We start from the raw sequence: 26,980 nt of genomic DNA on the forward strand, positions 1-26,980 counted from the left end.
CAACCTGTAATGCCTTATTTTAGTGGTTTGGTGGGGTGTGTTTTTGTTTATAATTGCCGGCGTCGGGGTGGGCGGTCTCGTTGCGGGTGTTCGCGGCCCTCCCTGGTCGGCGGCGCCGCCTCGGTCGCAGAGGCCGACCCTGACGATCCCGTACACCCGGGTGATGACCTCCACCCCCGCGCGTAGCACTCCAGTCGTACGGCAAAGCCCATACGCGGACGGATTCGGCGCACCCCCGGCCCCTCGTAACTTCTTGATCGGAACCACAAAGTTGATCGAGAGGGCCATGGGTTGATGTACGGCAAGGCATTCGCGCCCGAGTACCAAGGCGAGCTGAGTGCGGAGCTCGGTGTGAACTCCTCCTACGAGGACGTCCTGGCGACGGCGGGCCGGGCCCGCGCCGAGGCGGCCACGCCCTTGGACAGAGCCCGTGCCGCCCTGGCGGTGGCCGAGGCCAACCGGCGCCTCGGCCGGGCTGCGGAGGCTCGGGCCGCCTGGCGCGAGAGCTACCGCAGCGCGCGCACCGCGGGGGACTCGGGCGCGATGGCCTGGGCGCTGTGGAGCGGCGGCACCCTGGCCCGGCAGTGCGGCGCGCTGCCGCTGGCCCGCCGGCTGCTGACGTGGGCGGTCGCGCTGGCCTCGGGCAGCGGTGACCGGCTCGCGCACGGCTACTCGCTGGCGGGGCTCGCCGAGACCGGCCGCATCCAGGGCGACTATGCGGCGGTCGCCGAACTGCACGAGCAACTCCTGGAGCAGGGGCGGGCGCACGGGGAGGCGCGCCACATGGTGTGGGCGATGTCCGGCATCGCCCAGATGCACCGCAACACCGGTGACTACGCGCGGGCCCTCGACCTCTTCGAGGAGTCGGCGCGCATCGCCACCGAGGCGGACGACGCCCGGGGCCGCGCCTGGTCGCTGCGCGGTGTCGCGGACATCCTGTCGCTGCGCGGCGAGCCGGACCGGGCCCTGGCCCTGCTCACGGAGGCCGAAGTGGTGTGCCGCGCCATGGATCTGGCCGGTGCGCTCGCCTACAACCACAAGATGCGCGGCAACATCCTCTACCGGGCCGGGTGGTACGAGGCCGCCCGCGTCACGTACGGGATCGCCCTGGAGGAGTTCGGCGCGATGGGCGAGCCGCGGGGTGCGGCGCTCTCCCGGCTCGGTCTCGCCAAGTCCCGGGCCCGCCTCGGCCGCGACCGGCAGGAGACGCTCGCCGAACTCGCCGACCTGGACGAGACGTTCGCCCGCATCGGCCTGAAGGGGGCACGGGAGACGGTCGCCGCGTTCCGGGCCGAGGTGATGGCCGAGGCGATGCCGGAGCAGCCCGCGTCCGCTGCCAGGGCGGCCGCCTGACCGCGGGCCCGCCTGACCGCCGGTCCGTACGGCTGCCGGTCCGTACGCCTGTCGGTCGGCCCGGCCGTGGACCCGGGATTGTCAGTGGTGGGTGCGACCATCGCTCGCATGATGGAAACGGCTGGCGCGAGCCACGACTGGCGGGGATTCCTCACGCGGTGGAGTGAGGAGTGGGCGGACGGATGCGCTCCGGACGACGTGCGGGGCGAGGGCGACGAGGAGGCGCGACGCGCGCGATGGCTGGGCTTCGCGCCCGCCCCGGACGCGCGCATCGCGGCCCTCGAAGCGCGCGTCGGGCACCGACTGCCGCCGTCCTTCCGGTCGTTCCTGGAGGTCACCGACGGCTGGCGGCACGCGGGCTGGTTCGTGTGGCTGCTCGCGGGCGCGGAGACGACGGACTGGCACGACGACGCCGCGGGCCTCGCCGAGATCTTCCAGGAGGACCTGGAGGAGGACGCGACACAGGAGGAGATCCTGGAGGCCACCGTCTGGACCCGCGCGCTCGAACTGGCGGTGGAGTCCGACGCCGTGAGCGTCATGCTGGACCCGGGGGACGTGGACCAGCACGGCGAGTGGGCGGTGTACACATGGGCGCCCTGGCGGGCCAGTCCGCCCGAACGGCACGCGTCCTTCTGGGAGTTCATGCAGGACGCCTACCGGGAGTTCCACCGCATGCGGGCGGACCGCGACGACCAGCCGGAGTTCGTGAACGCCACGACCGAGGAGCTGGACGAACGGCTGGTGGTAGCGCGGCGGGACGCGCTGCGAGGCGACTTCGAGCGGGCCGAGGCGGTGCTCGCGGAGGTGCAGGAGTTCGGCAGGCCGCATGCGGAGGCCCTGCGGGACCAGATCAGGTGGCTGCTCGGCGACCGCTACATGTGCCGCTTCGACGGACTCGCCGCCGACCCCGTGTACGCGCGCGAGCTGCTGCCCGCGTTGCTCGCCGAGCACACGGGTCGCGGGAGCTGGTCCTGGGACGACGGCGACGGCGACGGCGACGGCGACGGTCCGAGCGTGTCCCAAGTCCCGGGCGGTTCGGACGAAGTGCGCGCTGTGGAGCGTGAGGTGGCGCGGCAGCTGCGCGGGGGCCGTTACGCGTACACCCCGCCGGGGCCGTTCGGGGATGCTGTGGCGACGGCCCGGGAGCAGGCGCGCTGGGGTGAGACGGACGCGGCCTGGCGGACCCTGCTCGCCGCGGTACCCACGTGGCAGCCGGCGGGCCCCGACCACATCGCGCCGGTCGGCCTCGCCGCCGACCCGCTGCTCGGCCCCCTGCTCACGCCGGAGCGGGCGCGGGCGCTGCTCGCCACGCCGCGCGGCGAGGAGGCGACCGGTGCCGTCGCGACAGCCGTCGACATGGACCCCGGGGGTCTCGCGTGGCTCGCGGAGGATCGGGACGAGAGCGGGCGCCGCGCGTACCGCTTCGTCCTCGCCGAGGGGGTGGAACCCGCCGCGCTGCCCGACCTCGTGGGCGGTGAGGAGGGCGAGGAGGCGGCGGTGCTGCACCCGCCCATGCCGTGGTGGGACGCGCGCCGGGCCGGCGGGTGGTCCTCCTCGTACGACGACAAGGCGCCGGCGGCGCTCGGCCGGGCCGGGCGCGACTGGAGCTTCGCGTTCGACGGGGACCCGCAGCCGTTCAACGACCAGCGGTTCGTCTCCCCCGCCGTCGCCGCCTCCCGGCACGGCCGCGCCGTGGTGGTCTGGGCGGCGCCCGACAGCTTCGACTTCGGCGCCCTCTTCCACCTCTCCGTGGCCGAGCACGGCACGGAGACGTACGCGTTCACGGTCCGTGGCGAGCGGTGCGAGCGCTCCGGTGAGATACCGGCCGAGCTGGCGCCGGAGCGGCTCTTCCCCGAGATACGCGAAGGCGGCGCGTACCAGGAGGGGCGGGGCGAGGCGGACGCGCTGGCGGCGATCGCCGCGGCCTTCGGTGTCACGCTGCCCCGCCTCGCCCTCGACCGGGGACGGCTGCACTCGTTCGTCACCCGCTCCTGGACCCGCCCGCCGGGGCCGGGCGAGTCCTACCTGGTCATCACCATGGGCTCGACGACGCCGGAGGGTCCGGGCGCATGACCGTGCCGGGCCGCCCGAGGAGCGGGTCGCAGTCGACGCCGAGGGCTCGTTCCCAGCCGGGCACGATGCCGTGGGCGGCGAAGGCGCGGGCCAGCTTCTTCTGCGCGGCGGCAGGGACGCCGAGGTCCTTCGCCGCGGCCAGCACGGCGGCCCTGCCCTCGGTGAAGCCGTCGAGCGGGGTGAGGTACCGGGTCAGCGCCTGGTAGACGATCGTGTCGGTGAGGTCGGCGCCGAGCTCCTTGCGGGCGTCCCACAACGCCCCGCTGAAGACAGTCGAGTTGAGGTGCATTCCCTCGGCGACGGCGTCGGCACCCGCACCCGCACCCGCAGCGAGCGTGGCCGTGGTCCGCCCGTCGTTCAGGTCGCGGACGGCGCACGCGCGCGGGGTCTTCGTCCGGCACAGCCGCTCACCGACGAGGCCCGCGTCCGGGTCGCTGTCGGGGACCTTGTGCACGCCGTTCTCGATGGAGTTGCCGAAGTAGTCGGCGAACGCCTCGTCCATGGCGCCGGGCTGGCCCGCGTGGACGAGGCGTGCGGAGTGCTCGACCACGGCGTGCGTCATCTCGTGGCCGACGACGTCCAGGCCCGCGGCGGCCGGACGGTGCTCGGCGTCCCCGGTGCCGTACACCACCTTGTCGCCGTCCCAGAAGGCGTTGACCCCTGGCTGCCCGTCGGCCCCCGGCTGCCCGCCCCCGGCCACGCCCACCACGGAGTTGATGGTCATGCCGTGGCCGTCGAGGCTGCTGCGGCCGTGCTTCTTCTTGTAGTAGTCGTGGACCTGAGCCGCCGCCCAGTGCGCGTCCACGGCACCGGCCTCGGTCGCCGCCCTGCCGAACTCGGGGGTGGGCGAGGCGAATTCCTGGATGTCCGCGGGCCACTGCCCGGCCACGTCACCGGGCCGCTTTCCGCGCGCGTCCCAGACGGACAAGGTGTGCTCCAGGCCGTCCTCGCTGGTGGGGATGCGGGTACGGTCGCGCAGCACGTGGACGCCACGGGCCGCGTCACGGTCGACCTCCAGCTTCACGTGCGTGCCGTCGAGCCTCGTGTCCGTGCCGTCTCCCCGGGCGTCCGCACTGTCTCTCCGGACGTCCGTGCCGTCTCTCCGGTCGTCCGCGCCGCCGAGCCGGGCGTGCGTGCCCGTACCGGCGGGGGCGAACGTCCTGATCCCGCTGTACTGCAGGAGGGGGCGGCCCGTATGGACGTCGACGTAGACCTCGCGCAGCACCGGGGTGCCGGTCGCCGCGTCGCTGCCGGTCACAGTGATGTGCCGGGTGAGGACTCCGGACCCGGTGGGCAGCACGACGAGACCGTGCGCGACCCCCTTGAGCGCGGGGTGCAGCGCGCCGAGGTCGCGGCGCACGGCGTCGACCGCACGATCGACGGCGCCCTTCTCGCCGCCCTCACCGACCTCGCCGCTCCCACCAACCTCACCGCCCTCCCCCACCTCGGCCGTCGCGCCCGTGCGCAGTCCCGTGAAGTACCTCCCGGAGACGCCGGTGACGACGCGCGCGCCGTCGTTCTTCTCCATCCGGACGACGTACTCGCCGCCCAGGACCGGGACGCCCCGATGCCGCTGCCGGAGTCGCACGGTCTCCTCGTCCCCCGAGGTGACCGTCCCCGCGGGGATCAAGTCCCGTCGCGCGTCCGCGATCCGATAGCGGCTGCCCCTGCCCTCCAGGTAGGCGCGGGCCGCGTCCACCGCGCTGTCCGCCCCGCGCGTCTCTGTCTCCTGGCCCGGGGCGGGGCGCGCAGGAGCCGCGGAGGCGACGAGAGCGGCGACGCTCAACAGCACCGCCGCACCGGGTAATCCGCTCCCCTGTCGCCGTCTTCCGCCGCGACGGCCTCTCGGTCTGCCGGGGCGACCCGTGGTCTGCATGATCCTCATGGGGTCATAGAAGCGGTGTTGCACCTGTGCAGCAACGGGGCGTCGTCACCGACAGGCGAAATCTGGACGTGCAAAGAACAAGTAAACGGAAGAGCCGTTCGAACTCCACGCCTTCTCCACATCGACTTCATTGAGTCGTTAAATCTTTGGCCAACTCCCCAGTTCAGGGGCGCGAATTACTCATTCTTTGGCAGAAATTGACTCTGCCCCCGATCGGTAATGCGATGGCAAAGTGAGAGAGGCGCACGGCACTGTCGCACTGCGCTGTCACCATCGACCCGACCACACCGCGTCCCCCGGCTTCCGCCGTTCGACGCAGGAGGCAGGCCACCTTGAAATCACTGATCGACAACGCCCGTTCCTTCGCCTCGACCCATGTCGCGGACCCGAGGAACGCACCGGCCTTCGAGGCCCTCATGGCCGGGCAGTCGCCCGAAGCCCTCTTCATCACCTGTTCCGACTCGCGCGTCGTCCCGACCCTCATCACCGGGGCGCGGCCCGGCGAGCTCTTCGAACTGCGCACGGCGGGCAACGTCGTGCCGCCCTACCCCACCGGAGGCCAACTCCGCCCCGAGGAACGGCCGTTCAGCGAGGCGGCCACCATCGAGTACGCGGTGTGCGTGCTCGGCGTCCGCGACATCGTCGTCTGCGGACACTCGCACTGCGGGGCCGTGGGCGCCCTGGTCCGGCGCGAGGACCTCTCCGCCGTGCCCGCCGTACGCGACTGGCTCGAGCACTCCGTCGCCCCCGACGCACCCCTGCGCTCGGCCGCCCCCGCCTCGGTGGACGTGGCCGAGGCCGTGCAGACCCATGTGCTCGCCCAGCTCGACACGCTCCACGCCTACCCCTGCGTGAGAGAGCGGACCGCCACCGGCGAACTCACCCTTCACGCCTGGTACTACGAGGTCCACACGGGGGCCGTCCTCGCCCACCGCCCGTCGCGTGACGGCCGGCCGGCGTTCGATCCGCTGTGACGGCCGGCGCGCCCCACCGCCCGGCCCCCAGCACACACGACAGGATCCCCCACCACCATGCGCACTCTCCCGCCCCACCTCCGCGCGCCCTTCAGCGCGTTGCGTGAACCAGGCGTCGCCCGTCAGGACGTCCTCGCCTCACTCGTCGTCTTCCTGGTCGCCCTGCCGCTGTGCGTCGGCGTGGCCGTCGCCTCCGGCGTACCGGCCGAACTCGGCCTGGTCACCGGCATCGTCGGCGGCATCGTCGTCGGCTTCCTGCCCGGCAGCTCCCTCCAGGTCAGCGGGCCCGCGGCCGGACTGACCGTCCTCGTCTTCGAGGCGGTACGCGAGTACGGGCTCGGCATGCTCGGCGCGATCGTGCTGCTCACCGGCGTGCTCCAGGTCGTGCTCGGACTGCTGCGCTGCGGCCGCTGGTTCCGGGCGATCTCCGTCTCCGTCGTCCAGGGCATGCTCGCCGGCATCGGACTCGTCCTGATCCTCGGCCAGCTCTACACCATGGCCGGGGCGGCCCAGCCGCGCTCGGGGACCGACAAGATAGCCGGGCTGCCGGGGCTGCTCGCCGACACGCTGGGCGACTCCGCCGCGCTCACCGCGGCCGCCGTCGGCCTCGGCACCATCGCCGTGCTCGTGCTGTGGCCGAAGCTGCCCGCCGCCGTGCGCCTGGTGCCCGCGCCGCTCGCGGCCGTCGCCCTCGCCACCGCCGTCTGCGCCGGGCTCGGCCTGGACGTGGCCAATGTGACGGTGCGCGGCCTGTTCGACGCCATCCAGCCGCCGGGCCTCGGCGACCTGGCGGACCTGGGCGGCGTGGCCGTGCTCGGCACCGTCCTGGCGTTCACGCTGATCGCCTCCGCCGAGTCGCTGTTCAGCGCGGCGGCCGTGGACCGCATGCACGACGGTCCGCGCACCCAGTACGACAAGGAGCTCGTCGCCCAGGGCGTCGGCAACACCGTGTGCGGTGTGCTCGGCGCGCTGCCCATGACGGCGGTCATCGTCCGCAGCTCCGCCAACGTGCAGGCGGGCGCCCGCACCCGGCTCTCCCGCATCCTGCACGGCGCCTGGCTGCTGCTGTTCGCCGTGCTGCTCCCGGCGGCGCTCGGCATCATCCCCCTCGCCGCGCTCGCGGGTGTCCTGGTGCACGCGGGCTGCAAGCTGATCCCCGTCAAGGAGATCGTGCCGCTCGCCCGCGCCCACCGCGGCGAGGCGTTCGTCCTCGCCACCACCGCGATCGCCATCGTGGTGACCAACATGTTCGAGGGCGTGGTCCTCGGCCTGGTCCTCGCCGTCGTCAAGTCCGCCTGGGACACCTCCCATGTGCAGGTCGACGTACGGGAGTTGACCGACGGACGGTTCGTGGTGACGCTCACCGGCAACGCCACGTTCCTGCGGCTGCCGCGCATCCTCGAGACGCTCGAGGCCATGCCGAAGGACCGGCCCATCGAGCTGGACCTCACCGCCGTGCGCCATCTGGACCACGCCTGCCGCACGACGCTGGAGAACTGGGCGCTGCGGCACAACGACTCCGGCACGGAAGCGGTGCGTCTCAAGACGCTTCCCGTGGCCGGTACCGGTGCCGAGGAGCCCGCAACGGCGCGGGCCGCGCGGCACTGAGCACATCACCAACCATCAACAACCCATGGAGGGTTCACCGTGGAGAAGCTCATCCAGCGCATGACCGAGGAGTCCGTGTGGCAGAAGTGGGTCGCCGCGAACTCCGCGCAGGGCGCGAAGGACGGGTGCATCAGCTCGACGCCCAAGAGCGGCTGCATCAGCGCCACCGGTAAGACCGGCTGCATCTCCTGACCCTTGTGCGGGGCGGCCACTGTGCGGTGGCCGCCCCGCCCCCAGGACCGCATGGCCGAGCGCCCCCGTCCCTCACCGGAGCCCCCTTGAATCCCCTGCCGAACGCCGACGTCCTGGACCACATACGGGACATCCCCCTGTACCGCGACGCCGTCGAGCGCGGCGACTTCCCCATCCTCGAGAAGCCGGAGATCGCCCGGGGCTTCCCCGACAACTGGATGACCCCCGCGCTGGAGAGCGCCCTGGAGGCGGGCGAGGCCGAGTTCGTCCTGTCGACCGGGACCAACCACGCCCGCATGCAGCTCATCCGGCCCCCGTACTTCCTGCTCCGCTCCTACTACCGGCTGTGGAGCGAGCACCCCGACCTCGGGGCGAGCTGGCACGACGGTGCGCGGCGGGTCTCGCTCACCACCGTCCTCGCCACCGAGCACGTGGCCCGCGTCAACGCCCGCAAGCCGGGCGCGACCCCGGGCGAGCGCTGGCTCGACGACCGCACCCTGTACCTCAACCGCCGTCTGGACCCGGCCGACTGGGACCGCGCCGAGGTCGAGCGGATGCTGGCCGAGATCCGCGAGGTCAGCGCCGCCCACCCCACGGGCGCCTACCTCCTGGACTGTTCCGCCCACCACCTCGCGCACCTGGTCGGCAGGGTCGACGCATGGGGCCTGTGGGACCGCTTCCCGCGCCCCTCGGGCATCATCCACGCCTACGAGTACGCCCCGCTGAACGTCCGCGCGTATCTGCGCGCCCACTTCGACTGCCCCGTGGTCGACCTCTTCGGCAGCACGGAGCTGGGCTACCTCTTCTACAGCGACAGCAAGAGCGACAGCGCGGCGGACGGCGGCTACCGGCCCTATCTGCACGACATGAGCGTGGAGTTGATCCCCGTGGAGCCGGGCAGCGGCATCCACAGCCTCATCGTCACCAGCGTCCGCAACCCGTACATGCCGCTCGTGCGCTACCGCTCGGGCGACTGCGTCCGCACCCGCGACGGCAGCGCCGACCCGGAGCGCATCGTCTCCTTCTGCGGCCGCGAGAAGGAGCTGCTGCCGACGCCCGGCGGGCCCGTCGCGCAGGCCGACCTGGACGCCCGCATCACCGCGGTCTCGTCCCGCGTCTTCCTGCACCAGCTGCAGCTGACCGGCGAGGGCCGCTGCCTGCTGGCGTACACGACCTTCGACGACGAACCGCTCGCCGCCGACGAGGAGCACCAACTGGCCGCGTCGGTAGGTGCGTTGACGGGCCGTGACTGCCACGCAGAGCACCGCGCCCACGTACCGATCGGGCGCTCGGGCAAGTACGCCTGGCTGGCGCCGGGCACGCCCGGCTGACCACGCCCGGCCGACCCCGCCCCACCACCTGCCACCTGCCACCTGCCACCTGCCACCTGCTGCTTCCTCGCGCCACCGCCTCGGAACAGGACCCCCGTATGCCCACCGCACCCACCCCCGCGCCCGTATCCGCCCCCGCCCCCACCGCCGAAGAGCTGCTCGGCCCCGCCCTGCACGACGAGGTGGTGGAGCACTTCGCTGCCCTGCCCGGCGCACCGGCCGGGCCGGTGGTCGCCGCCCAGGTCCGCGAGTGTCTGCGCTATCTGTACCTGGTCTCGCGCCACCCCGAGCGGCTCGGCGGCCTGTTCCTCCCCGTGGAGCAGGACATCGACGAGATCTGGCACTACCTCATCCTGCAGACCCGCGAGTACCGGGAGCTGTGCGAACAGCGGCTCCCCGGCGGGCACTTCATCCACCACCGGAGCATCTCCTACGACGCGTACCAGCGCTCTCCCGGCAGGGCGACGGCCGCCGAGGAGGCGCTGCGCTGGATCCCCCTCTACACCGAGGCGTTCGGGCCCTTCGACGAGGACGCCGTGGCGCACTGGACGGTCGTGCGGTTCCTCCACGACGAACTGGGCCTGTCCCTGGCCGAGATAGCGGACCTGTGACCGAGACGGTCCGGCGCAGCACCGGGGACGAGGCACCGCCCCCGGTGCTGCGCCGGATCCTGACCGTCCTCGTCGTCTCACAGGCGCTCGGCGGCGCGGGGATGGCGGCCGGGATCACGGTCGGCGCGCTGCTCGCCGAGGACCTGCTCGGCTCGACGGGGCTCGCCGGGCTGCCGACCGCGCTGTTCACCGCGGGGGCCGCCCTGGGGGCCGCCGTGATCGGGCGCATCTCACAGCGCAAGGGGCGCCGCCCCGGGCTCGCCCTCGGCCACGGGGCCGCCGCGCTCGGCAGCGCCGGGGTGGTGGCGGGGGCCGCCGGTGAGTGGGCCTGGCTGCTCCTCACCTCGCTCTTCGTCTACGGGGCCGGGACGGCCACGGGGCTGCTCACACGGTACGCGGGCGCCGATCTCGCACCGCCCGAGCGGCGGGGCCGGGCCACGGGGACGGTGCTGCTCGCGACGACCCTCGGCGCGGTCGCGGGCCCCAACCTCGTGGGCCCGACGGGCAGTTGGGCGCACGCCTGGGGCATTCCGCGCCTCGCCGGGCCGTTCCTGCTCGCGACGGTCGCCTATGCGGCGGCGGGCCTCGTCCTGTGGGTGTGGCTGCGCCCCGACCCCCTGTTCCTGGCCCGCTCCACACCGAAGCCGACCACCAGAACGCAGCCGCCCACCACCCCGCCCGCCGCCCTGCCCGCCGGTGTGGTCACGGGCGCCACCGTGATGATCACGGCCCAGCTGGTGATGATCGCCGTGATGACGATGACGCCCGTGCACATGACCGGGCACGGTCACGGCACGCAGGCCGCGGGGTTCGTCATCGCCCTGCACGTGGGCGCGATGTTCCTGCCGTCGCCGCTGAGCGGCCTGTTCGCGGACCGCTCGGGCCGGCTGCCCGTCGCGGCCGCGTCCGGCGCCGTCCTGCTGGCCGCGGGCCTCCTCGCCGCCCTCGCGCCACCGGCCGGCACACCCCTGCTCGCGTGCGCCCTCGTCCTCCTGGGCATCGGCTGGAACCTGGCCCTGGTGAGCGGCACCGCCCTCATCACGGACGCGGTCCCACCGGAACGCCGCGCCTCCGTCCAGGGCCTGGTCGACGTGGGCATGTCCCTGGCGGGCGCGACGGGCGGCATGGTCTCGGGCCTGGTGGTGGCGGGCGCGGGCTACCCCCTCCTGGCGACGGCGGCGGGCGTCCTCGCACTGGCGGTGATCCCGGCGACGGCGCTGCGCGGAGCGGCCCGCTCGTAGCCCGCACGCGGTCCGTCCCCGCCCTACCCGGCCCGTCCCCGGCTCGACCCGGCCCGCTCTCAGCCGCCACCCGCCGCCCGCCGGTCCAACTCCCCATGGTCGACCTTGCCGTTGGGCAGCCGCGGCAGGGCCGGTACGGGGATGACGCGCGCGGGCAGGGCGGTCGTGGGGAGGCTGTGCAGGAGGCGGGTGCGGAGCCCGAGTTCGTCGAGGTCCCCGCCCGTCCCCGCCATGACGACGAAGGCGACCGGGCGCGGCCGGTCCGTCGCGGTGACGCCGACGCCCGCCTCGGCGACGCCCGCGCAGTCGGTGAGGGCCTGCTCGATCTCGGCCCGCTCGACGCGCATCCCGCCGAGCTTCAACTGGTGGTCGGCGCGCCCGTGGAAGAGGAGCGCCCCGTCGTCGCGGACGGAGACAAGGTCTCCCGTACGGAAGCACCGGGTGCCGTCGACGGTGACGAACCGCTCTCCCCCGCCGCCGCCCGGCTCGGCGACGGCGAGGCCGGGGCCCGAGAGGTACAGCTCGCCGGGGCCGCCGTCACTGCCGGGCCCGAGGTACGCGGTGACTCCGGTGACGGGGCGCCCGATGGGCACCGTACGGGCGGACGCGTCGGCGGAGGTGCAGGCGTGGACGGTGGCCCACACGGTGCACTCGGTCGGTCCGTACTCGTTGTGGAGGCGGACGCCCGGAAGGTGGGTGAGGTGCCGGGCCACGAGCGCGGGCGGGCAGCTCTCGCCCGCCACGATGACCGTGGTGAGCCCGCCGAGCCGGGCCCCGAGCCCACCGCGCAGCGCCGCCCCGTACAGCGAGGGGACCATCAACAGGTGGGTGGCCGCGTGCTGTTCGGCGGCGCGGGCCAGCGAGAGAAGGTCGCCGGGCCGTCCGCCGGGCACGACGAGCAGCCCTCCGGTGGCGAGCGTCCACCAGACGCCCGCCATCGAGCTGTCGAAGGAGATCGACGAACAGAGCAGGAACGCGCCGACGGGCTCGCGGTAGTGGCGCAGCCGGGCGGCGGTGGACCAGCCGAGAGCGGTCGCGGGGACGGTGACGGGCGCGGGCAGTCCGGTCGAGCCACTGGTGAAGATGGTGTAGGCGAGCGTGCCGCGGCGGCCGGTGAACCGGGGCGGGGGTGGGGAGCCGAGGTCGGTGGGAACACGCAGCACGCGTACGCGACGTGAACTCGCCGCCTCGCGCGCGCCGTTCACCCCCTGCCTCTGCCCCTGCCCCTCCTCCTGCCCCCGTGGCCCACCCCGCGCAGCGCGTATCCCCTCCACACCGTCCGCAGCCTCCACGCCGCCCGTCGCGAGAACGAACCGCGCCCCGCTCCCCTCCCGCATCCTCCGCTGCCGCTCCGGCGGAAACCCCGCGTCCACCGGCACGTACCGGCACCCCGCACGCACCACCCCGAGCAGCGCCGCGACCGTCCACCGCGACGCCGTGCCGTGCACCACGACGGGCTCGTCGGCGTCGGCGCCCTGCGTGAGCAGCAGGTGGGCGACCGCGCGGGACGCCGCCTCGAGTTCGGCGTAGGTGAAGGTCCCGTCGTGGTCGGCGACCGCGGGCGAGGGGGCGCCGAGGTGGGCCTCGGCGAGGTCCAGGATGTGCGGCGGCCGCCCGGCGAACGGCGGGCCCGACACGCTCCGCACGTCAACGGACCAGTTCCGCAAGGGCGTTCAGGTAGCGGTCGACGGCGCTCCCCATCCATGCCTCGCTGAACAGGTGGGAGTCATAGGTGACGTAGCCGCCGGGCTGGTCGTCGCCCCAGCGCATGGTCCACAGGAACGGGAGCGGGACCGGCAGGGGCGGCTGCGTGTCCATCGGCAGGGGGTCGAGCGCGAGGGCCGGCGGCCGCTGCGGGGCGCGGTCCGGCGGGCGGACGATCATCTGGAAGGCGGGGGCGACGTGGTTCCGGTCGGTCATCCGCTCCAGGAGCTCCGGGTTCTGCCGCAGGACCGGGATCAGGGGGATGTCGTTGGCGTACGCCTCGCGGCAGCGGGTGTCCACGCGGGAGCACAGCTCCGTCAGGCCGGCCGGTCCGGTGTGCGTCACGCGGATCTGCAGGACGTTGAGCAGGAAGCCGACGGTCTGCCACTCCGAGGGGATCCGGCCTGCCGTGATCACCGGCACCATCGCGTCGCCCGGCGGCAGCAGCGCGCCCACGAACGTGGTGAGCAGCAGCGTGAAGGGCGTCGTGCGACCGCGCCGGGCCGCCGTGCGCACCGCGCGGCGCAGCTCCTCGTCGACCCGGAACGGGTGCACCGCGGTCGGTCCCGGCGCGGCGTCCGGCGACTCGGCGGGCAGCCCGAGCCGCTCCGCCCCGGCGAGCCGGGTGCGCCAGTACGGGAGTGCCTCGCCGATGCGGGCCTGCCATGCCTCGCTGTGGTCCTCCGCGGCGATGTCGGCGTACTGCATGACGTCGGCGTCCAGGGGCTTCTCGCCGCGCAGCCGTGCGGTGTACGCGACGGAGAGGTCGCGGGCGAGGACGTCCTGCGACCAGGCGTCCGCCGCGATGTGGTGGGCGACGAGGACGAGGACCGCGTTGTCGCCGCCCTCTACCGGTTGCGCCAAGTAGGCCCAGAGGAGCGGGAGTTCACCGTGCGGGTGCGGGCGTGTCGTCACCTCCGCGATCCAGTCGTCCGCGGACTGCTTCGCGTCGAGGCGGGTGACGGTCAGGTGCGCGGGCAGGGGCGGGTGCACGCCCTGGCGGAGCGTCTCGCCGTCGCGCAGCAGCTCGGTGCGCAGCGCGCCGTGGCGGGCCACCACGTCGTCGAGGGCGCGGCGCAGCGCCTCCTCGTCCACCGGGCCCCGCACCCGGTAGGCCGCGCGGACCAGGAAGCCCGGCTGCAGGACGGTGCCCGGGAGCAGCGTCTCGACCAGGTGCAACAGCTCCTGCGCGTACGTCGCTTCGTGGATCTCCCGCGTCGCGCGGGGCGTGGCCGCCGTCATCGCGCCACCTCCTTCTGCCTCGGCCGCACGCGTACGGGCAGGCGTGTGATGCCGCTGAGGAACGTCGAGCGGGCCCGGCGGGGCGGACCGGTCACCTCGATCTCCGCGTACCGGGCGAAGAGTTCGGCGAAGAACAGGCGGAGCGTGACCCGGGCGATGCCCGCCCCCGCGCAGTAGTGCGGGCCCGCGCCGAACGCGAGGTGCCGGTTGGGGCGGCGGGCCGGGTCGAAGGTGTCGGGCCGGGCGAAGACCGCGCCGTCGCGGTTGGCGGAGCCCAGCCACGCCACGACGGGGTCGCCCGCGGCGACGGGCACGCCCGCGAGGTCGAGGGGGCGGCGGGCGTGGCGCATGAAGTGACGGGCCGGTGAGGCCCAGCGCAGGGCCTCCTCGACGCCGCTGTCGAGGAGTTCGGGCCGGCCGGCCCAGTCGTGGTGGCGGCCGGTGCGGGTCAGTTCGAGCACGGTGGCGGGCGGGACGTGGGCGAGGGTCACGCTCGCGCCGAGCAGCAGGCTGTAGCAGTTGGAGAGGACCTCGCCGGGGGTCAGGCGGGCGCCGTCGACCTCCATCGTCAGGAGGACGTCGACCAGGTCGCCGCCGTCCCCTGCGCGGGGGCGGCGCCGCCGGTCCCGTACCAAGTCGGCGAAGTAGGCGAACAGTTCACGGTGTCCGCGCTCCAGGGTGGCCTCGGGCCCCTCGGGCAGCTGGTGCTCGGGGTCGTCCTCGGCGGCGCACATCAGGGCCAGGCGGACCAGGTGGGGGCGGTCGCGGGCGGGCAGTCCGAGCAGCGGCCCGAGCACCACGAGCGGGAGCTGGGCGCAGACGGCGGAGAGGTCGAACGAACGCTCCGCACCGTCCGTTTCGGGCAGCAGCTCGCGGATCCCCGCCCGGATCTCCTCGCTGTGCGCCTCGGCCGAGCGCAGCCGCAGCGCCCGGTGCAGCGGCGCCCGCATCCGGTCGTGCCGGGGCGGGTCGGTGACCGCCATCTGGCGGCCGCCGGCCGGGTCGTGGCGGCCCAACAGGCCGAGCAGCGTGCCGCGTTCGGAGGTGAAGCTCGCATGGTCCGCCAGGACCCGCTCGACGTCCGCGTACCGGGTCACCGACCAGAAGCCGAGCCCGTCACCGGCCGGCTGCCAGTGCACGGGGGCGTGCTCGCGCAGGGTGTGCCAGGCGGCGTACGGGTCGCCGTCGGCATACAGGTCCGGGTCGGCGAGGTCCGGCCACGAGGACGGGGGCGGGAGTGAGGGCGGGGCGCTCATGGTCACGCCCCGTGCCGCGCGGCGCCGTCCACGCCCTCGGCCGTTCCCCTGCCGTCGCCGTCCCGTGCCGCCGCCTCCACGGCCACGGCGAGCGCCGCGACGGTGGGCGTCAGGAACAGTGCGGCCGCGGGCACTTCCACGCCGAACTCCTGGTCGATGGCGAGCTGGAGCTCGGCGGCGAGCAGGGAGTCCCCGCCGAGTTCGAAGAAGTCGTCGTCGACGCCGATCGGCGCGATCTCCAGGCCCGTCCCCCAGAGGGCGGCGAGTCTGTCCTCGGTGGCGGTGCGGGGCGCCACGTAGTCGGAACTCATGCCGAGCGTGTCGCGCGGGAGCGCTCCGTCGACTGCGAGTCGGTCATCCACCGGCATCAGCCTCCCCCAAGGCAGCGCGACACGGCGTCCGCCGATGCTGACACCGGGGTGTGCGGGCGACAACGACGCTTTTCGGCCAGCCGCCGTCGCCCGCTCCCGCCGTCGCAGGCCAGCACCGATGCGGCGGGTTCCAGGGCCACTTGGGGATGTCCCCGCGCACTTCGGTTTTTTCCAGAGCCGCTCCCCCGGCTGCCTGGGGAGCCCCCCCCCGGACCGTTTCCCGGAGCTACTTCGGGGCGGGGAAGTCCCAGACCGCGCCCGTGCCCGGCCCGACGACCAGCTTCGAGTGGCCGATCTGCTGCACGTGCCGCTCCTTCGCGGGCCGGTTGAGCCCGAACGTGAGCTGTCGCAGGCCCGCCTGGTCGCGCGAGGCGACCGCGTCGAGCCGGATCGTGGTGCCGCCGCCCTGCGCCACGGCGCCGCCGTCCGCGGTGGTCCTGACGGCGAAGCCCCCGGCGCGCAGCAGCGGCACGGTGTTGCGCAGGTCGCGGGCGGTGACGGCGAGCCGGACCGAGGTCACGTCGCGCATCTGGTGGTCGCGGTAGTCGTCCGGCAGGTAGCGCTCGCGGCCCACGTCACCGGGGTAGTTGGGGGGCTCCGTCTTGCTGCGCGGGTCGGCGAAGTACTCCGGCAGGTACTCCATGCCCCAGGCGCCGAAGGCGTCGTACTGGTCGGTGGTGAAGACGGCGTCGAACCACGGCACGGGGACGCCGTCGCCGAAGTCGCGCGTCTGCCGGAACCGTACGGGTTCCGGGACGCCCTCGTCCCCCAGCCGCTCGGCCGCCGTGTTCAGCCCGCCGGCCCGCTCGGCGGAGACGCCGAGGCCGGTGGAGCCGAGGGTGCCGTCCTGTCCGGGCACGTCCCCGACGCCGAAGAGCTCGACGTAGGTCTCGCGGCCCTTGAGGTAGCGGCCGGTCCAGGTCTGGCCGCCGGACCCGGTCGTGGTGCGGACCTCGAAGTTGGCGAACTCCCGGAGGTAGTCGGAGTGTTCGATGGCGTCGGCGGTCTCCCGGTCGAGCACTCCGTAGGCGTGGTTGAAGAAGAGCACCTGTCTCCCGGACGGCGGACCGCCGTCGTCGGCCCGCGCCGTGCCCGCCCCTTCGGCGCCCGCTCCTGTGAAGACGGCGGCGAGGGAGACCGCGAGCACCATGACCATCCGCAACATCGACATCCTGGGCATACTTCGCAGCAACATGAGCGCGATCGTAATCAACTACGGTCACTTCAGGCGGACTTACGCACGATCCTGGCCCTCCTGAACGTCCTGGACTCCGCCCTCTCGCGGAACACGCTGAACACGCGGAACACGCAGGGGCGGCGGTTCGCGGAGCGGTCCGGCCAGCAGGGACAGGGCGGCCACCGCGAGCCCGCAGGCGGCCGCGATCACATGGCCGAGGTCCCAGATGGTGCGGTCGCTGATCATGGGCGTGACGAGGACGGCGAGGACGCACACGGCCGCGACGAGCCGCACCCGGCCGCGCATGACGAGGACGGCCGCGGCGACGGAGGCCACGAGCATGTAGCTCACACCGACGTCCGTCGAGTAGATGAGCTTCTCCGACGCCCGGCCGCTGTTGATCTGGTTCTGCAGCAGCCCCTCCGTGATGAGCGAGCCGAGCACATGACCGGAGAGGGCGATGAGGATGAGCCGCGGCGTCCCGTAGCGCCGCTCGGCCCAGGCGACCGCGGTGGCGAAGGCGACCGCGTACAGGGCGAGGCCGCTGCCCCGGTCGGCCACCCAGAACGCGCTGGTGGCAAGGACGTCGAGGGCGTCCCTGCGGAGTTCGAAGAGGCTGGTGCTGTTGACGCGCGTAAGCACGTCGACGAGGCGCGGCGGTGAGGTCGTCTGCACGAGCGTGAAGCAGGTGAAGACGGCGATGTAGCAGAAGGTGGCGGGGGCCGAGAGCACCCACGCGTGCAGCTTCCCGGTCCAGGGGACCACGCGGTCGACGAGCCGCCCCACCGGGGGGACCCGTCGGCCGACGGCCTTGAGCAGGTACCAGGAGACGACACAGGCCAGCAGGACCGGGATCATGGGCGGCTCGCTCTCACCCGGCCATGATGGTTGATCGCCGCCGCAATGCTGGTAAATGGATGCTTTTATCCGGGCAAACTCACTCGGGCCCATGACTCACTTCACGAGCCGGGCCAGCTCCGTCCCCGCGAGCAGGAACGCCCCGACGCCGAAGTCCGCGGTGCTCTCGTACGTGACGGGCTGGCTGGACTCCGGCCGGTCGCCCACCTTCTGGACGTAGCCGAGGAACCCGTCGGGGTGCACGGCCGTCGCGACGAGGCCGTGCCAGGCCCGGGCGGCGACCGCCTCGTGGGCCGCGCGGTCCACGAGCCCGGCCCGGAGCGCGTACACCGTCCCGTACAGGAAGAAGGAGGTACCGCTGGTCTCGGGGCCCGGAAGGTGGCTCGCGTCGGCGAGGTTCACGTTCCAGAAGCCGTCCGCGCGCTGGACCGCCGCGACCGCCTTGACCAGTCGGGTGAGGGTGGCCCGGTACTCGGCGGTGTGGCGCTCGCCCGCGGGCAGCGCCTTGAGGGTCTTCACGTGGCCGCCGGCCACCCAGCCGTTGCCGCGCGACCAGAGCACCGGCCGGCCGCCGGGCGAGACAATGCCGCCGGGCAGGAACCGCTTGTCCCGGTACCAGAGTCCGCTGGCGTCGTCGTAGAGGCCCGGCCCGCCCTCGGTGTGCCTGGTGTGGCTGTAGAGGCGGTGGAGCTTGTCCCAGTACCGGGGGTCGCGGCGCAGGGCGCCGAGGCGGGCGAAGGGCGGCATCGCCATGTGCAGGGCGTCGTCCCACCACCAGTCGTCGTTCTTGTCGGGCCGGTCGGTGACGGTCATGCCGTGCAGGCACGTCTCGATCGCGGCGAGCCGCTGCTCGTCGTGCGCGGGGTCGAGCTCGTACAGGTCGAGGTACGCCTGGCCCGCGCACTGGTTGTCGGCGTGCCGGGTGGTGACGCCGCCATTGAGCCCGTACGCGTGCTTCTCGGCCCAGCCGCGCGCGTACGTGAGGTACTTGGCGTCGCCGGTGAGGCGGTGCAGGGCGAGCAGTCCGCTGAAGAACGTGGCGTTGGCCCAGCCGTTGTCGCCCGGGTCCGCGTGGGCGCCGGTCCAGTGGTCGGCGACGCGGCGGAGCACCTCGATCACGGCGCCCTTGGGCGGGAGTGCGCCCACGGGTCGCGCGGGGGCGGCCGTCGCGGGGCCGGTGGACCAGGGCTGTGCGGCGACGGCCGCGGTGAGGGCCGCGCCGCCCGCGAGTAAGGTTCGTCTACGCATGTGAACAGCTCCTCCATACGCGAATATGCGAGCGGGCCCATCCTGCGCGACGAGCCCCCAACTGTCCACGGCGCACCCCTTGTTGACTCGATGTATCACAGCCTATGGTGCGTCGAGCCGCGAGAAGTTACTCGCCATTCGGGAGGCCGACCGCCATGACCTACAAGCCGCTGCCGCGCCGCGAGGACTGGGGGTTCTTCGGGCCCGGCTCGCCCACCTGGAAGGTGTGGGGGTACGGGCCGACGGGCCTGCTCGCCTTCCAGCGCTCCATCGTCGTCGAGTCGTTCGACCCGTTCCTGGCCGCGGCGGTCGAGGACCAGAACGGGGTGCGGGAGTACGCGCAGAGCCGCTTCAACCACACGCTCGCCTACTTCCTCACCGTCGCCGTCGCCGACACCAGGACCGCGCTGAGAGCGTCGGACGTCCTGATGCGCATCCATGACCGGGCTCAGGGCACGGAGCCGGTCACCCAGCGCCCCTACAGCGCCAACGACCCGGACTCGCAGCTCTGGATCCACATCACCGGCTGGCACTCCAACCTGCTGATGTACGAGCGCTACGGGCCCGGTCCGCTCTCCGCCGCCGAACAGGACCAGTTCTGGGCCGAGTCGGCCGTCGCCGCCGAGCTGCAGACCTGCGACCCCGCAAAGGTGCCCCGCTCGCGCGCGGACGTGCGGGACTACTACGCGGACGTCCGGCGGCGCCTCTGCATGACCGAGCACGCCCGCGCCCTCATCCACTACTTCCTGCGCTCGGACCGCTCCCTGGCGGGGACGAAGCTGTGGCTCGGCAGCCGCTTCATGGCGCCCGCCGTCATCGCGACCATCCCCCGCTGGATGCGGGTGCTCGGCGGCTTCGACCAGCCGCGCGCCCTGGACCGGGCGATCGCCGCCCCGGCCCGCGCGCTGACCCGCGCGGCCGCCCGCCCCACGGCGCTGCTCGCCGCCGTCGACCGACTTGCCCCGGCCGTCCGCCCGGTCATGGAGCAGAAGCTGTACGGGGAGCCGCCGATCGACCCCGTGACGCTGACGCCCGCCGAGGCGCGGCAGAAGTGGGGCAGCCACGGCGGCCGCGACTGGGACGCGGCGGCGGCCGCGCTGCGCAAGGTGTCCTGAGTCGCCCTGGGTCGCTCTGGGTTGCCCTGGTTCGCCCAAGGTCGCCCTACGTCTCCTGCGGCAAGACGTCCTGGAGCAGGGCGACTTCGGGGGACGCGAGGTCGGGGAGCAGGACGCGCAGGCCGACGCCCGCCAGGCGGTCGACGAGCGCGGCCCGCTCCCCCGGGTCCGCCGGCGGCGGGCGGCGCACCGCGTCGTTCACCAACATGACCACGGCCTGGACCGTCACCCGCGCCTCGTCCTCGTCGAGCCCGGGCCGCGCGGCGCACAGCAGCCGCACCCACCGCAGGATGCCCTCGCGCTGCACCGCCCGGTACGCGGCGGACTCGGCCCGCGGCAGATGGATCACCTCGGTCACCGAGACCGCGATCCCGGCCCGGTGGCCGAGGGCGAACCCGGCGTAGGAGCGCAGCAGGAGCCGGAGCGAGTCCGCGGGCGAACTGCCGTCGCCGAGGGCCGCGTCGGTGTAGCGGCGGATCGCCCGCGCCGAGCGGTCGATGATCTCGGCGAGGAGGTCGGCCTTGCCGCTGAAGTGGTGGTAGACGCTGGGCCCCGCGATCCCGGCGGCCGCGGCCACGTCCTCGATGCCGACGTCGGCGTAGCCCCGGGCGGCGAAGAGCCGCGTAGCCTCCCGGACGAGCTGCTCTCGGCGGTCCGCCGAAGGTTCGGGCGCCTGCGGCGCCGCGAACGGCACACCGACCGCACCACTGACGGCCACGGGCACGGGCGCCGTCGCCGCCCGCCCGGCGAGTTCCCGCAGGAGCGCCTCCAACCGGCCGCCCGGGGGCGTCACTTGGTGGTACGAGACGCTGCCGAGCAGCGACAGCACGCACTCGGCGAGGAAGACGGCGTCCGCCTCCCCGAGGTCCCGCGCGGCACACAGCTCGTCCCGCACGGCGTCGCGCAGCACCAACAGCCGCCGCCCGGTGCCCTGTTGCCCGGCGGCGTCCAGCTGCCGTGCCTCTCGCCGCCAGAGGGCGGGGTGGCCGCGGCGGAGCAGGGCCTGCCGGGTCAGGACGTCCAGGAGGGCGTCGACGCCGTCGCCGCGGGCCTCCTCGGCGGCGGCCGCGACCGAACGGGTCGCCTCGGTGACGACGGCCGCGAGGAGGGCCTGCTTGTTCGGGAAGTGGCGGTAGAGGGCGGTGGAGGTGACGTCCAGGTCGGCGGCTATCGCGGTCATCGCGGTGCCGGTGTACCCGAAGCGCAGGAAGCGGGCTCCGGCGGCGGCGACGATGAGCTGCTTGCGGTTGCGCGGCCGGATCCGCGCGCCTCGCTCCACCTGCCCGCTCACCTCGGTGCCCCCGCCTTCCCCCGTATGCCCCGTGGGCCCCGTGTGCACCCCGTGCGTCCCGGGAGCGAAACCCTACTCGACGCCCGAGGCGCGGGAGTGGGGCACCGGTTGCAACCTCCTCGCAACCTCGCCGGGTGTGGACTGCCTTCCATGGACCCGACGCCGGACACCCCCCGCGTGGAACTCACCCCGGCCGCCGCCGACTTGGTGCGGCGGCTGCGGGCCGACCACGGGCCGCTGATGTTCCACCAGTCCGGCGGCTGCTGCGACGGCAGTGCGCCCATGTGCTATCCGCGGGGCGAGTTCCGCACCGGGGGCTCCGACGTGCTGCTCGCGTCCCTTGCCGTGGACGGCGTCGCCGAGCCCGTCGCGTTCTGGATGTCCAGGAGCCAGTACGAGGTGTGGAGCCACACCCGGCTGATCGTGGACGTCGTGCCGGGGCGCGGCAGCGGCTTCTCCCTGGAGGCGCCGGAGGGCGTGCGTTTCCTGATCCGTTCCCGGCTCGTCGGGGCCTAGCCACTCCGACCGTCTGGTGAACTCCCCTGCCCGCTGGGACAGTTGGTGCTCCCAACAGAACACAGCGGAGACCTGGGGGCACGGTGCGCGGACGTACGAGACGGCTCAGAGCACTGTTCACTACCGTCATCGCCATGGGCGCGCTGGCCGGTGCGGCTCTTTCGGGAGCGGCACCGGCCAGCGGCGCGGAGGGGGCCGGTACGGCGCGGGCGCGCACGGTCGCGCCCGGCGTGGAGTACACCGAGTTCGACATACCGGCGGCGAAGGGCACGGCGCACGCCCATGTGCTGAGCGTGGATCTGCGCGACCCGCGCGTGGGCGTCGGGCTGCTGTATCCGGGGGCCGTGGGCGCCCGTTCCCGGGTCTCCGCGATGGCCGACGCCGGGGGCGCCGTCGCCGGGGTCAACGGCGACTTCTTCAACATCAGCGAGGCCCAGCACCCCGGCGTCGAGCCGACCGGCGCGCCCGTGGGCCCCGCGATCGCGGACGGCCACACCCTCAAGGCCGCCGTCCCGGACGGCCAGCGCTTCGGGCCCGCCCTGCCGCCGTCCACCACGACCCGCGACGTCCTCGGCGTGGGTGTCGACCGCAGGGCCCGCCTGGACAGCCTCGCCCTCGACGGGTCTGTGCGCACCCGGGAGGGCCGCGTCCCGCTCGGCGGGCTCAACCAGTACGCGCTGCCGGTGGGCTCCATAGGTGCGTTCACCGCCGACTGGGGCAGCACGTCGCGGGTCCGCTCGACCTGTGGCACGGACACCGACCGGGCGGCGCCGTGCAGCCAGGACACCCACGAGGTGACGGTGCAGCGCGGCCGGGTGGTGGCGGCCGCCGACGCGCCGGGCTCCGGGCCCATCGCGGCGGACACCACGGTCCTGGTCGGCCGGGAGGCGGGGGCGCAGTGGCTGCGGAAGCTGTCGGAGGGCGACCCGGTGTTCCTACGGCACCGCCTTGTGGCCGCGGACTCGCACATCCCGTTCCGGTTCGCGGTCGGCGGCTATCCGGTGCTGCGGAGCGGGCAGCCGCTGCCGGGCCTGGACAACGCGGTGTCGGCGGTGCGCACGGCGGCCGGGATCACGGACCACGGGCGGCGCCTGCTGCTGCTCGCGCTCGACGGCGCCCCGCAGTACCGCACGGGCCTCACCATCGCCGAAGTCGCCGCCACCATGCGGCAGTTGGGCTCCGACGACGCGTTCAGCCTGGACGGCGGCGGCTCCTCGACGCTCGTCACCCGGGATCCGGGGGCGCCCGGCGTCACCGTACGGAATCATCCGACGGACGCCCCGGAGCGCGCGGTGGCGAACGGGATAGGGGTGTTCTCGGCCGCCTGACCCGGGGGAACGGGCCCGGCCCGAGGCGGTGCCCCCGCCGGCCCGCAGGCACAGAAACAGGGGCACCCAAACCGCATAAATCGGACTCATTTACGATCGTCCGCGTGTGCGCAGACGTCATGGTCGCCGAAGACGACGAGAAGCAGGCCGAGCTGGTCCGCCGCTATCTGGAGCGGGAGGGCCACTCCGTCACGGTCGTGCGCGACGGCCGCGCGGCCCTGGAGCAGGTCCGGCACAAGGAGCCCGACCTGCTGGTCCTCGACGTGATGATGCCGCGCGCGGACGGTCTCGACGTGGTGCGGGTGCTGCGCGGCGAGGCCCGGGAGCTGCCGGTTCTGATGCTGACGGCCCGCTCCACCGAGGACGATCTGCTGCTCGGCCTCGACCTCGGCGCCGACGACTACATGACCAAGCCCTACAGCCCGCGCGAGCTGATGGCCCGGGTGCGCACGCTGCTGCGCCGGTCCCGGCGCACCGCGGCGCCCGCACCGGAGCCGGAGAGCTCCGTCCTCTCGGTGGGCGCGCTGTGCGTCGACCCCGACCGGCACGAGGTGACCGTCGAGGGGACCGCGGTGGAGTGCACGCCCGGCGAGTTCCGGCTGCTGCAGACGCTGGCCGCCGAGCCCGACCGGGTCTTCACCCGGCAGCAGCTGCTCGAGGAGCTGCACGGCTTCGACCGGTTCATCAGCAACCGCACCGTCGACGTGCACGTCATGAACCTCCGCAAGAAGATCGAGCCCGCACCGCGCCGCCCCGTGCGGCTGCTCACCGTCTTCGGCGTCGGCTACAAGCTGACCGACCCCGAGAAGGGCGCGGGTCGTGGCCCGGCGTAAGGGACGGGCCAGGAGGGCCGAACGCCCCTACCGCAGGCTCCCGTTGCGCAAGAGCCTGCTCGGCCGCTTCCTCGCCGTCTCGGCGCTGGTCGCCGCGTGCTCCGTGGCGGCGACGGCCTGGCTCGCGGTGCAGACGACGTCCGGGGCGATCCGGCAGGAGCAGGGCCAGAACCTCGCCGACGACGCCCGCATCTACGACACCCTGCTCGGCTACGCGGCCGAGCACCGCCAGTGGGACGGCGTCGAGAAGACGGTGCGGGACCTGGCGGACCAGTACGGCCGCCGCATCGCCGTGACCACGCAGGCCCCGGACCGCCGGACCATCGCCGACTCCGCCACCGGCGACTCCCCGCCCGCCCTGCCCACGCGCCACTCCGCGGTCGTCGACCCGCTGACGGTGGACACGCTGCTCGGCTCGGGCGGTACGCCCGCGACGGGGAGCACGGCCACGACCGACCGCATCGACCCGCGCGCCGTCGGGCCGTTCAAGCTGCCCGCGGCGGAGCGGGCCGAGCTGCGGGCGGTGGCCGAGCGGAACGCGGAGTGCGTGCGGCAGATGGGGATCCCCGCCGACGTCGAGGTGAACCCGGCCGGACGCCCCCGCGTCACGGAGACCGCGAGCGGCCGGGTGGACACCGACGCCGAGATGGCGAAGTGCGCGGCCTCGGCCCAGGTCCCGTCCCCCGAGCCGAGAGTCCCCGGAACGCGGGCACCCAGCGAGAAGCCGCCCACCGCGAAGGTGCCGAGCTTCCTCGACGAGCCCACCAAGACCGAGACGAAGGCGCTCGAGGCCCTCACCAAGCTCACCGACGCCTGTCTGCGCCGCCAGGACCGGGATCCCGTCAAGCTGGGCCTGGACATGACGAAGCCGGGTCCGGCGCCGACGGCCTACGACGACAACGCCGACGAGACCGTCGCGTCCTGTGTGAACTCGTCCCGCCAGGAGCAGCTGCGCTCCTACGTGGCGGGGCCCGCGCTCCTGTTCATCGGCGACCCGGACCGCGCGAGCGTGCCGGGCTTCGACCTCTCCCCCGCGAACACCGCCAAGATCGCGGGCGTCGCGGCCCTGGTGCTCGCCCTGACCTTCGGGGTGTCCGTGCTCACGGGCAGCCGCCTGGTGCGGCCGCTGCGGGCCCTCACGGGAGCGGCGCAGCGCCTCAAGGACGGGGACCGCTCGGACCCCGTCCCGGTCAGCGCCGACAACGAGATCGGCCAACTGGCCGCCGCCTTCAACGACATGGCGGCGCACCGGACCCGCCTGGAGGAGCTGCGCAAGGCCATGGTCAGCGATGTCGCGCACGAGCTGCGGACGCCGCTGAGCAATATCCGCGGCTGGCTGGAGGCGGCCCAGGACGGACTCGCCGACCCCGACCCGGCGTTCGTCTCCTCGCTCCTGGAGGAGGCCGTGCAGCTCCAGCACATCATCGACGACCTCCAGGACCTCGCCCAGGCGGACGCGGACGCGCTGCGCCTGCACCCCGAGCCGGTCCGGGTGACGGAGCTGCTCGCCCAGGTCGCCGCCGCCCATCAGGTACGGGCGGACGCGGCGGACGTCGCTCTGCAGGTGACCGCGCCCACGGGCCCGCCCGTCGCGCTCACGGCCGACCCGGTGCGGCTGCGGCAGGCCGTCGGCAACCTCGTCTCGAACGCGGTGCGGCACACCCCCGAGGGCGGCACGGTCGAACTCCGGGCGCGTGCGGAGCAGTTGGCCGACGGCTGGGAGTCGGGCCTGGTCGTGGTGGAGGTCGCCGACTCGGGCAGCGGCATCCCCGCGGCCGATCTGCCGCATGTCTTCGACCGCTTCTGGCGCGCGGAGAAGTCCCGCAACCGGCGCACCGGAGGCAGCGGGCTCGGCCTGGCGATCGTCCGCAAGCTCGCGGAGGCGCACGGCGGTTCGGCGAGCGCGGTCAGCACGGAGGGCGAGGGCTCGGTCTTCACGCTGCGGCTTCCGGTGCAGGGGCCGGGCGGCGGCCCTGATGTGAAGCCCACAGCGCCCTGACAGGTTCCTCATAAGTGTCCTGACAGGTTCCTCATAACTTCGCGCGAGGCTGACGATCACGCCCCGGCGGCGCCGCCCAGCGCGGCACGCGGGGCGACGAACCGGCCGATCCGGCCGAGCCGAAGCTGAATTGGAGCCACTTTCATGTCCCGTCACGCGTCCCACCGCCGCCCGTCGGCGAGCCGCCAGTCGCTGCGCACCGCCGTCCTCACGTCCGCTGTGCTCGGCGGGGTGCTCGTGCCGTCGGCCGCGGCCTTCGCCGACGACGCGACACCGAAGCCCAAGGCCCCCGGCACGGCGGCCTCCGAGACGCCGAGGCCCAAGGCGCCCGCCGACTCCAAGGTGCCCTCCGAGTCCAAGCCGCGCGGCGGCGTCGCCGCGGGCGAGCTCCCGGCCACCAAGCCCACCCCGGCGCCCAAGACCGAGGCTCCCTCGGAGGCGCCCAAGCCCGACGCCCCCTCGGACGCGGCGAAGAAGAAGGAGGCCGCTGCCCTGGCGGCCAAGAAGCGCGCCGCCGCCGACCAGCAGGGCATGGAGAAGAAGCCGCGCGGCGGCGTCGCCGCGGGCGAGCGCCCCGCCTCCTCCGGCACCGACACCTCGACGGTGCTCGCCGGTTCGGCCGCCGGTGCGGCTCTCCTCGCGGGCGCCGGCACCTTCGTGCTGCGCCGCCGGGGCTCCGGTCACAACGGCTGACCCTTCTGACCGTGGCGCCGCCCCTGCCCCCGGGCGGCGCCACGCCCGTTGCCGACCCAGCCTCCAGGAGCCGTCAGGAGC

23 protein-coding genes are annotated in these 26,980 nt (G+C 73.9%); 14 read left to right on the forward strand and 9 right to left on the reverse strand.

All coding sequences use genetic code 11. From position 1 onward, the window contains the following. Positions 1-294 precede the first annotated feature (294 nt). Together ACFWYM_RS41785 and ACFWYM_RS41790 are read left to right on the forward strand one after the other, a co-directional pair. Positions 295-1,353: a tetratricopeptide repeat protein gene (locus ACFWYM_RS41785; RefSeq protein ID WP_384849959.1), complete on the forward strand. Its 1,059-nt coding sequence runs from the start codon at positions 295-297 to the stop codon at positions 1,351-1,353. A gap of 108 nt (positions 1,354-1,461) precedes the next feature. Continuing rightward, entirely contained in the window at positions 1,462-3,426 is a 1,965-nt protein-coding gene (locus ACFWYM_RS41790) for an SMI1/KNR4 family protein (protein ID WP_384849961.1), read from the forward strand. On the opposite strand, the gene ACFWYM_RS41795 is transcribed toward ACFWYM_RS41790, so the two are convergent. Beyond that, a complete protein-coding gene (locus ACFWYM_RS41795) occupies positions 3,386-5,212 on the reverse strand; it encodes a M4 family metallopeptidase (RefSeq protein ID WP_384849964.1) in 1,827 nt (608 codons plus the stop codon). The genes ACFWYM_RS41790 and ACFWYM_RS41795 overlap by 41 nt on opposite strands. Positions 5,213-5,643: 431 nt before the next feature. On the opposite strand from ACFWYM_RS41795, the gene ACFWYM_RS41800 reads away from it, so the two are divergent. The 6 genes from ACFWYM_RS41800 to ACFWYM_RS41825 all read left to right on the forward strand — a co-directional run bounded on the left by ACFWYM_RS41800 (position 5,644) and on the right by ACFWYM_RS41825 (position 11,268). Beyond that, positions 5,644-6,285, forward strand: a complete 642-nt coding sequence (locus ACFWYM_RS41800; RefSeq protein WP_384849967.1) for a carbonic anhydrase — start codon at positions 5,644-5,646, stop codon at positions 6,283-6,285. Positions 6,286-6,342: 57 nt separating this feature from the next. Continuing rightward, entirely contained in the window at positions 6,343-7,893 is a 1,551-nt protein-coding gene (locus tag ACFWYM_RS41805) for a SulP family inorganic anion transporter (RefSeq protein WP_384849970.1), read from the forward strand. A gap of 39 nt (positions 7,894-7,932) precedes the next feature. Continuing rightward, positions 7,933-8,085: a hypothetical protein gene (locus tag ACFWYM_RS41810; RefSeq protein WP_384849973.1), complete on the forward strand. Its 153-nt coding sequence runs from the start codon at positions 7,933-7,935 to the stop codon at positions 8,083-8,085. 86 nt (positions 8,086-8,171) lie between these two features. After that, the gene (locus tag ACFWYM_RS41815) at positions 8,172-9,416 is read left to right on the forward strand and encodes a hypothetical protein (protein WP_384849976.1); all 1,245 of its coding nucleotides are present in this window, start codon (positions 8,172-8,174) and stop codon (positions 9,414-9,416) included. Positions 9,417-9,514: 98 nt separating this feature from the next. Beyond that, entirely contained in the window at positions 9,515-10,027 is a 513-nt protein-coding gene (locus ACFWYM_RS41820) for a hypothetical protein (RefSeq protein ID WP_384849979.1), read from the forward strand. After that, positions 10,024-11,268, forward strand: coding sequence for an MFS transporter (locus ACFWYM_RS41825; RefSeq protein WP_384849982.1), 1,245 nt, complete (start codon positions 10,024-10,026; stop codon positions 11,266-11,268). The genes ACFWYM_RS41820 and ACFWYM_RS41825 overlap by 4 nt, the downstream gene beginning before the upstream one ends. Positions 11,269-11,327: 59 nt before the next feature. Here ACFWYM_RS41825 and ACFWYM_RS41830 read toward each other — a convergent pair whose 3' ends face one another. The 7 genes from ACFWYM_RS41830 to ACFWYM_RS41860 all read right to left on the reverse strand — a co-directional run bounded on the left by ACFWYM_RS41830 (position 11,328) and on the right by ACFWYM_RS41860 (position 19,124). Continuing rightward, positions 11,328-12,905 carry an AMP-binding protein gene (locus ACFWYM_RS41830; protein WP_384849985.1) on the reverse strand — a complete coding sequence of 526 codons (1,578 nt, stop codon included), beginning with the start codon at positions 12,903-12,905 and terminating at the stop codon, positions 11,328-11,330. Between the two features lie 10 nt (positions 12,906-12,915). Continuing rightward, entirely contained in the window at positions 12,916-14,214 is a 1,299-nt protein-coding gene (locus tag ACFWYM_RS41835) for a condensation domain-containing protein (RefSeq protein ID WP_384849988.1), read from the reverse strand. Further along, positions 14,211-15,470 (reverse strand): cytochrome P450, encoded by a 1,260-nt coding sequence (locus ACFWYM_RS41840; protein WP_384849991.1) that lies wholly within the window; start codon positions 15,468-15,470, stop codon positions 14,211-14,213. Before ACFWYM_RS41840 ends, ACFWYM_RS41835 begins: the two co-directional genes overlap by 4 nt. A gap of 2 nt (positions 15,471-15,472) precedes the next feature. Continuing rightward, positions 15,473-15,832, reverse strand: coding sequence for a phosphopantetheine-binding protein (locus tag ACFWYM_RS41845; RefSeq protein WP_384849994.1), 360 nt, complete (start codon positions 15,830-15,832; stop codon positions 15,473-15,475). Positions 15,833-16,067: 235 nt separating this feature from the next. Then, complete coding sequence (locus ACFWYM_RS41850; RefSeq protein WP_384850060.1) at positions 16,068-16,997, reverse strand: DUF5829 family protein; 930 nt, start codon at positions 16,995-16,997, stop codon at positions 16,068-16,070. Positions 16,998-17,075: 78 nt separating this feature from the next. Beyond that, complete coding sequence (locus ACFWYM_RS41855; RefSeq protein ID WP_384849996.1) at positions 17,076-17,876, reverse strand: rhomboid-like protein; 801 nt, start codon at positions 17,874-17,876, stop codon at positions 17,076-17,078. Positions 17,877-17,972: 96 nt separating this feature from the next. Then, a complete protein-coding gene (locus tag ACFWYM_RS41860; protein ID WP_384850000.1) occupies positions 17,973-19,124 on the reverse strand; it encodes a glycoside hydrolase family 88 protein in 1,152 nt (383 codons plus the stop codon). 155 nt (positions 19,125-19,279) lie between these two features. On the opposite strand from ACFWYM_RS41860, the gene ACFWYM_RS41865 reads away from it, so the two are divergent. Next, complete coding sequence (locus ACFWYM_RS41865; RefSeq protein WP_384850003.1) at positions 19,280-20,239, forward strand: oxygenase MpaB family protein; 960 nt, start codon at positions 19,280-19,282, stop codon at positions 20,237-20,239. Between the two features lie 46 nt (positions 20,240-20,285). Here the strand turns inward: ACFWYM_RS41865 and ACFWYM_RS41870 are convergent, their stop codons facing one another. Further along, a complete protein-coding gene (locus ACFWYM_RS41870) occupies positions 20,286-21,530 on the reverse strand; it encodes a TetR/AcrR family transcriptional regulator (RefSeq protein WP_384850006.1) in 1,245 nt (414 codons plus the stop codon). Between the two features lie 150 nt (positions 21,531-21,680). Here ACFWYM_RS41870 and ACFWYM_RS41875 point away from each other — a divergent pair, with 150 nt between their 5' ends. From ACFWYM_RS41875 to ACFWYM_RS41895, 5 genes are all read left to right on the forward strand, one after another. After that, positions 21,681-22,046 (forward strand): DUF779 domain-containing protein, encoded by a 366-nt coding sequence (locus ACFWYM_RS41875; protein WP_384850009.1) that lies wholly within the window; start codon positions 21,681-21,683, stop codon positions 22,044-22,046. Between the two features lie 134 nt (positions 22,047-22,180). Continuing rightward, positions 22,181-23,374 carry a phosphodiester glycosidase family protein gene (locus ACFWYM_RS41880; protein ID WP_384850012.1) on the forward strand — a complete coding sequence of 398 codons (1,194 nt, stop codon included), beginning with the start codon at positions 22,181-22,183 and terminating at the stop codon, positions 23,372-23,374. 119 nt (positions 23,375-23,493) lie between these two features. Continuing rightward, a complete protein-coding gene (locus ACFWYM_RS41885) occupies positions 23,494-24,207 on the forward strand; it encodes a response regulator transcription factor (RefSeq protein ID WP_384850063.1) in 714 nt (237 codons plus the stop codon). Then, on the forward strand, positions 24,194-26,206 hold the full coding sequence (locus tag ACFWYM_RS41890) for an ATP-binding protein (RefSeq protein ID WP_384850015.1): 2,013 nt from the start codon (positions 24,194-24,196) through the stop codon (positions 26,204-26,206). The genes ACFWYM_RS41885 and ACFWYM_RS41890 overlap by 14 nt, the downstream gene beginning before the upstream one ends. A 144-nt stretch (positions 26,207-26,350) precedes the next feature. Beyond that, the gene (locus ACFWYM_RS41895; RefSeq protein ID WP_384850018.1) at positions 26,351-26,899 is read left to right on the forward strand and encodes a hypothetical protein; all 549 of its coding nucleotides are present in this window, start codon (positions 26,351-26,353) and stop codon (positions 26,897-26,899) included. Positions 26,900-26,980 lie beyond the last annotated feature (81 nt).

This window comes from Streptomyces sp. NPDC059009, from assembly GCF_042740175.1.
GTDB lineage: Bacteria > Actinomycetota > Actinomycetes > Streptomycetales > Streptomycetaceae > Streptomyces.

What these genes read in the sequence shown, in the direction of transcription:
- ACFWYM_RS41835 (WP_384849988.1), bottom strand. Translation starts at nt 14,214, where the DNA reads ATGACGGCGGCCACGCCCCGCGCGACGCGGGAGATCCACGAAGCGACG.
- ACFWYM_RS41850 (WP_384850060.1), bottom strand. Translation starts at nt 16,997, where the DNA reads ATGGTCATGGTGCTCGCGGTCTCCCTCGCCGCCGTCTTCACAGGAGCG.
- ACFWYM_RS41855 (WP_384849996.1), bottom strand. Translation starts at nt 17,876, where the DNA reads ATGATCCCGGTCCTGCTGGCCTGTGTCGTCTCCTGGTACCTGCTCAAG.
- ACFWYM_RS41885 (WP_384850063.1), top strand. Translation starts at nt 23,494, where the DNA reads ATGGTCGCCGAAGACGACGAGAAGCAGGCCGAGCTGGTCCGCCGCTAT.
- ACFWYM_RS41880 (WP_384850012.1), top strand. Translation starts at nt 22,181, where the DNA reads ATGGGCGCGCTGGCCGGTGCGGCTCTTTCGGGAGCGGCACCGGCCAGC.
- ACFWYM_RS41820 (WP_384849979.1), top strand. Translation starts at nt 9,515, where the DNA reads ATGCCCACCGCACCCACCCCCGCGCCCGTATCCGCCCCCGCCCCCACC.
- ACFWYM_RS41865 (WP_384850003.1), top strand. Translation starts at nt 19,280, where the DNA reads ATGACCTACAAGCCGCTGCCGCGCCGCGAGGACTGGGGGTTCTTCGGG.
- ACFWYM_RS41785 (WP_384849959.1), top strand. Translation starts at nt 295, where the DNA reads ATGTACGGCAAGGCATTCGCGCCCGAGTACCAAGGCGAGCTGAGTGCG.
- ACFWYM_RS41895 (WP_384850018.1), top strand. Translation starts at nt 26,351, where the DNA reads ATGTCCCGTCACGCGTCCCACCGCCGCCCGTCGGCGAGCCGCCAGTCG.
- ACFWYM_RS41790 (WP_384849961.1), top strand. Translation starts at nt 1,462, where the DNA reads ATGATGGAAACGGCTGGCGCGAGCCACGACTGGCGGGGATTCCTCACG.
- ACFWYM_RS41840 (WP_384849991.1), bottom strand. Translation starts at nt 15,470, where the DNA reads ATGAGCGCCCCGCCCTCACTCCCGCCCCCGTCCTCGTGGCCGGACCTC.
- ACFWYM_RS41860 (WP_384850000.1), bottom strand. Translation starts at nt 19,124, where the DNA reads ATGCGTAGACGAACCTTACTCGCGGGCGGCGCGGCCCTCACCGCGGCC.
- ACFWYM_RS41875 (WP_384850009.1), top strand. Translation starts at nt 21,681, where the DNA reads ATGGACCCGACGCCGGACACCCCCCGCGTGGAACTCACCCCGGCCGCC.
- ACFWYM_RS41805 (WP_384849970.1), top strand. Translation starts at nt 6,343, where the DNA reads ATGCGCACTCTCCCGCCCCACCTCCGCGCGCCCTTCAGCGCGTTGCGT.